This is a genomic window from Christiangramia marina (genome assembly GCF_048285865.1).
In the GTDB taxonomy this organism is placed as follows: domain Bacteria; phylum Bacteroidota; class Bacteroidia; order Flavobacteriales; family Flavobacteriaceae; genus Christiangramia; species Christiangramia marina.
The window spans coordinates 1-311 of the sequence record NZ_JBLVTK010000048.1 but is presented as its reverse complement, the minus strand read 5'-3'; the positions used below and the strand labels follow the sequence as shown (position 1 = coordinate 311).

General features: G+C 57.9%; 1 pseudogene. It reads right to left on the bottom strand.

Annotated elements, in window-relative coordinates:
- Nucleotides 1–55: 55 nt before the first annotated feature.
- A pseudogene (locus ACNKXS_RS15250) lies at nucleotides 56–311 on the bottom strand (IS481 family transposase); the annotation flags it as partial.

Sequence of the window (311 nt, the reverse complement as noted above, 5' to 3'; positions counted from 1 at the left end):
ATGGGCGTTTTGCTGCCGACGGCGCGTTGCGGAATTTGGTGGTTGGACAGCTTCAAATAGCGACGAACAGGTCACGTCGCGAGGTCTCGTCCGGCATCTTCTGCAGATACTTGATATCGATGTAGATAAAGCCGGGTTCGTAGTCCTTGATGGCCGGATTGATGTACTGCTTGGTAATGAACAGCAGGTCGTCGAGCGGCAGGTAGAGCGACTGGCGCAGAGCCAGGAGAATGGCTTCCTGGGCCTGGCTCACGGTTGTACGCAGCGTGTGAGCGCGGTGCGAACGGTCCTGTACATCGTCGCGTCCCAGC